The sequence below is a fragment of the Streptomyces sp. 8L genome (genome assembly GCF_020176795.1).
In the GTDB taxonomy this organism is placed as follows: Bacteria; Actinomycetota; Actinomycetes; order Streptomycetales; family Streptomycetaceae; genus Streptomyces.
Map to the genome: position 1 here is coordinate 1 of NZ_JAIUKE010000710.1, position 4084 is coordinate 4084.

Here is a 4084-nt window from a genome sequence, read left to right on the forward strand (position 1 = left end):
GTCCAGGGGCGCGGTGAGCGCCGCACATCCGGCGGCCGTACCCCGGTCCGCCGCGCCCGTCGCCCCGCGCCCGCGCGCCTCCCACTCCGCTCTCCCCGGGCCCTGAGCAGCCCTCAGGGCTCCCAACCGAGCCCCCGACCGCAACTCCCAGCCCTCACAAAACACTTCGCACACTCTGAACTCTGGAGCAGTCATGTCCGCACAGCCCCCAGACACCTCCGCGCCCCTCTTCGACTACGTCGTGGTCGGCGGCGGCACAGCAGGCGCCGTCGTCGCCGCACGGCTCAGCGAGGACCCCGATGTGACGGTGTGCGTCGTGGAGGCCGGGCCGTCGGACGTCGGCGACGAGAACGTACTGCGGCTGGACAAGTGGATGGCGCTGCTGGAGTCCGGCTACGACTGGGACTACCCGATCGAGCCCCAGGAGTTCGGCAACAGCTTCATGCGGCACGCACGCGCCAAGGTGCTCGGCGGATGCTCCTCGCACAACTCCTGCATCGCTTTCTGGGCGCCTGCGGAGGACCTGGACGAGTGGGGCGCGCTCGGCTGTTCCGGCTGGAGCGCGGCCGACTGCTTCCCGCTCTACCGCCGGCTGGAGACCAACGACGCGCCGGGCGACCACCACGGACGCTCCGGTCCCGTCACCATCCGTACGGTTCCCCCGAACGACCCGTGCGGCACCGCGCTCCTCACGGCCTGCGCCGACGCGGGCATCCCCACGACACCGTTCAACACCGGCACGACCGTCACCCGCGGTGCGAACTGGTTCCAGATCAACGCCCGTGAGGACGGGACGCGTTCGTCCGCGTCCGTGTCGTATCTGCACCCGGTCATCGGCAAGCGCCCGAACCTGGAGATCCGCACGGGACTCCAGGCGACGCGGCTGCTGTTCGACGGTGAGCGGTGCACGGGCGCGGAGTTCCTGCTGCCCGACACCGTCCACCGGGACCGGGTGCTGGCGCGCCGGGAGGTGATCGTGTCATGCGGCGCGATCGACGCGCCGAAGCTGCTGATGCTGTCGGGCATCGGTCCGGCGGAGCACCTGCGGGAAACCGGGATACCGGTACGGGTCGACTCCCCCGGGGTCGGCTCGCACCTCCAGGACCACCCCGAGGGCATCATCATGTGGGAGGCCAGGCAGCCGATGGTGACGTCCTCCACCCAGTGGTGGGAGATCGGCATCTTCACGCAGACCGAGGAGGGCCTCGACCGGCCCGACCTGATGTTCCACTACGGTTCCGTCCCGTTCGACCTGAACACCTACCGGCGCGGATACCCCACCACCGACAACGCGTTCTGCCTCACACCGAACGTGACGAGGTCGCGGTCAAAGGGGACGGTGCGGCTGCGCACCCGGGACTTCCGGGACAAGCCGATGGTCGACCCCCGCTACTTCACGGACGAGCACGACATCCGGGTGATGACATACGGTCTCCGGCTCGCGCGGACGATCGCGGCGCAGGCGCCGATGGCCGAGTGGACGGGGCCCGAACTGGCCCCGGGGCCCGGCGTGCAGAGCGATGACGAGCTGTTCGGCTACATCCGCGAGACCCACAACACCGTGTACCACCCGGCCGGGACGGTACGGATGGGCGCGGTGTCCGACACGGACTCGCCGCTCGACCCGCAGCTGCGGGTGAAGGGCGTCACGGGACTGCGCGTGGCGGATGCCTCGGTGATGCCGTTCCTGCCCGCGGTGAACCCCTGCATCACCACGATGATGATCGGCGAGAAGTGCGCCGACATGATCAAGTCGGCACAGCTGACGCCCCGTTGACCATCGCAGGACGGGGTTCTCGTGCCCTGGCCACGGTGTGCGGAGGGCCGGTGACCTTCGCAGGGCCGGTCTCAGCGTCAGACGGGGCCCGCGTCGGCCCGTCCTCGCGCGGGAGGAGTGTCCCGGCCGAGCCGTACGCGGGAGGAGCCGTACGCGGGAGAACCGTACGCGGGAGAACCGTACGCTGCTACCGCGCGGCCCTGCCGAGGTCGCCGCTCAAGTAGTGCTCCCCGAGGGCGCGCAGGCCGGGGCCCGCCGGCGCGCGTACGACCAGGGTCCGCAGGTCGCGCCAGAACCGGTCGAGCCCTTCGGCCTCCGCGAGACCGAGTATGTCCTCACCCGTCCGCAGGGCGGCCGGGACCGTGACGGCTTCCGCGGCCGCCACGAGGACCGCGGTGCGGGTACGGCCTTCGTCGTCGAGTCCGCGTCCCGCGCGGAGGGAGCCGGTCAGCGCGGCCGTGGCCCGGTCGACCACCGCCGAGGCGCTGTGGAGGGCGAGGGCCAGCGACCCGAAGGCGAACAGCACGTCGCCGTCCGTCGTGGCGAGCGGGCCGCCCGGGTCCTCGGTCGCCCGCACGCGTCGTGCCGCCGCGCGGCTGAGGTCCCCGGCTTCCGTCAGCGCCCCCTCCGCGATCCCCAGTGCCACCTGCGTGAGCATGAGCCGCAGGGCGAGCGGGGCGAGCATGGTGAACGGCGGCGCCGTGTGTTCGTCGACCGGGGCGGGCCCGAGAATGTCGCCCGAGCCGGTCGCGACCTCGTCGAGGTGGAGCGTTCCCGCGTCGGTGAGCCGCTGGCCGAGCCGGTCGTGCACCGGCCGCCGCGCGATCCCCGCGTCTCCGGGGGCCACGAGCACGACCAGCGGTTCCCCCGTGTCGTCCGCGGTGGCGTTGAGGACGAACCGGTCGGCGAGGGTCACCGCCGAGGCCACGGCGCGGCTTCCGCGCAGGGTGCCGCCGCCGTGGCGGGTGGAGCGCACGAGGGAGCGGCCCGCGCCGGTGTCCCGGGCGAAGGCGTGCGGGCGCAGGGCTCCGGTGTCGCCGGCCCACAGCCACTGCCCCTTGCGCGCGTCGGCCTCCAACTCGGCCGCGCGCTCGGGGTCCGCGAAGAGACGGGCGCTCCACGAGAGCACGTAATGGCGGCCAAGGAGTTCCCCCATGGACCCGTCCGCGGCGGCGATACGGCGTACGACGGCGCAGGCCGTCGGCCATTCCATCCCCGGGCCCGCGGCGTCCGGAGGCGCCAGCGCGGCCAGGAGGCCCGACTCCCGTATCCGCGCCATCTCGTCGTAGGGAGGCTTCCCCGCCCGGTCCCTCTCGACGGCGTCGACCGCGAGGTCGTCCGCCAGCTCGGCCCCGACCCGCAGCCAGAAGTCGTCGGCGTTTCGCGCCGTGTCGCCGTTCACCGGCATGCCCCGAGACGCCGCTCGATCGCGCAGCCCACCGTCCCCACCACTTCCCCATTATTCCTATCTGAATAGTAGGGAATATGCGCTACGGACGCCGTGCCGCGCAAGGGCGTGTCCGCCCCTCAGACACGCCCCGCAGACACGCCCCCTCGCTCACGGCCCCGGACGCACGCTCCAGGTCGCGCCCCCGGGCACGCGACGCACGCTGGGTGCCCGCGTACGGAATAATGGCCGTATGCGGATCTCGGCCAAGGCGGACTACGCGGTGCGCGCTGCCCTCCAGCTCGCGGCCGCGCCCGACGGCGAGCCGCTCACGGCGGAGACGGTCGCCGAGGCTCAGCAGATCCCACACAAGTTCCTCGAAGCCATCCTGAACGACATGCGCAGAGGCGGCCTCGTCGTGAGCCAGCGCGGGGCGAACGGCGGCTACCGTCTGGCCGCCGCGCCGGACGCGATCAGCATCGCGGACGTCATCCGCATGGTCGACGGCCCCCTCGTCTCGGTCCAGGGCGTGCGGCCCCCCGATCTGTCGTACACGGGGCCCGCCGATTCGCTGCTGCCTCTGTGGATCGCCCTGCGGGCCGGTGTCCGGCAGATCCTCGACGGGGTCACGCTCGACGACGTGGTCACCGGCCGCCTGCCGGCGGACGTGATGGCCCTCGCCGACGCTCCGGCGGCGTGGGCGAATCCCTAAGCCCTGGCTGCCCCGCTACTGCCTCGGCACTGCCCGCCACCGCCCCCGCGCAAGCGCCCTGTCGGGCCGGTCGGCCCGGTCGGATCGATACCGTCCCCCCCGCACCGCTCGTTACCGTCCCCCGCGCTGGAGCCCCACCTCCCCTTACCTCCCCGCCGCCGGGCCCGCACCCCCCATCGGCCAGGGCGCGACGACCCCCCCGTTGGCC

General features: G+C 72.8%; 3 protein-coding genes. 2 read left to right on the top strand and 1 reads right to left on the bottom strand.

What is annotated here, in order from left to right; genetic code table 11:
* Positions 1-193: 193 nt before the first annotated feature.
* Positions 194-1777, top strand: a complete 1584-nt coding sequence (locus LCE31_RS37575) for a GMC family oxidoreductase (protein WP_225022587.1) — start codon at positions 194-196, stop codon at positions 1775-1777.
* 187 nt (positions 1778-1964) lie between these two features.
* Here the strand turns inward: LCE31_RS37575 and LCE31_RS37580 are convergent, their stop codons facing one another.
* The gene (locus LCE31_RS37580) at positions 1965-3185 is read right to left on the bottom strand and encodes an acyl-CoA dehydrogenase family protein (protein WP_225022588.1); all 1221 of its coding nucleotides are present in this window, start codon (positions 3183-3185) and stop codon (positions 1965-1967) included.
* Between the two features lie 232 nt (positions 3186-3417).
* Here LCE31_RS37580 and LCE31_RS37585 point away from each other — a divergent pair, with 232 nt between their 5' ends.
* The gene (locus LCE31_RS37585) at positions 3418-3876 is read left to right on the top strand and encodes an RrF2 family transcriptional regulator (protein ID WP_225022589.1); all 459 of its coding nucleotides are present in this window, start codon (positions 3418-3420) and stop codon (positions 3874-3876) included.
* The last annotated feature ends 208 nt before the right edge of the window (positions 3877-4084 follow it).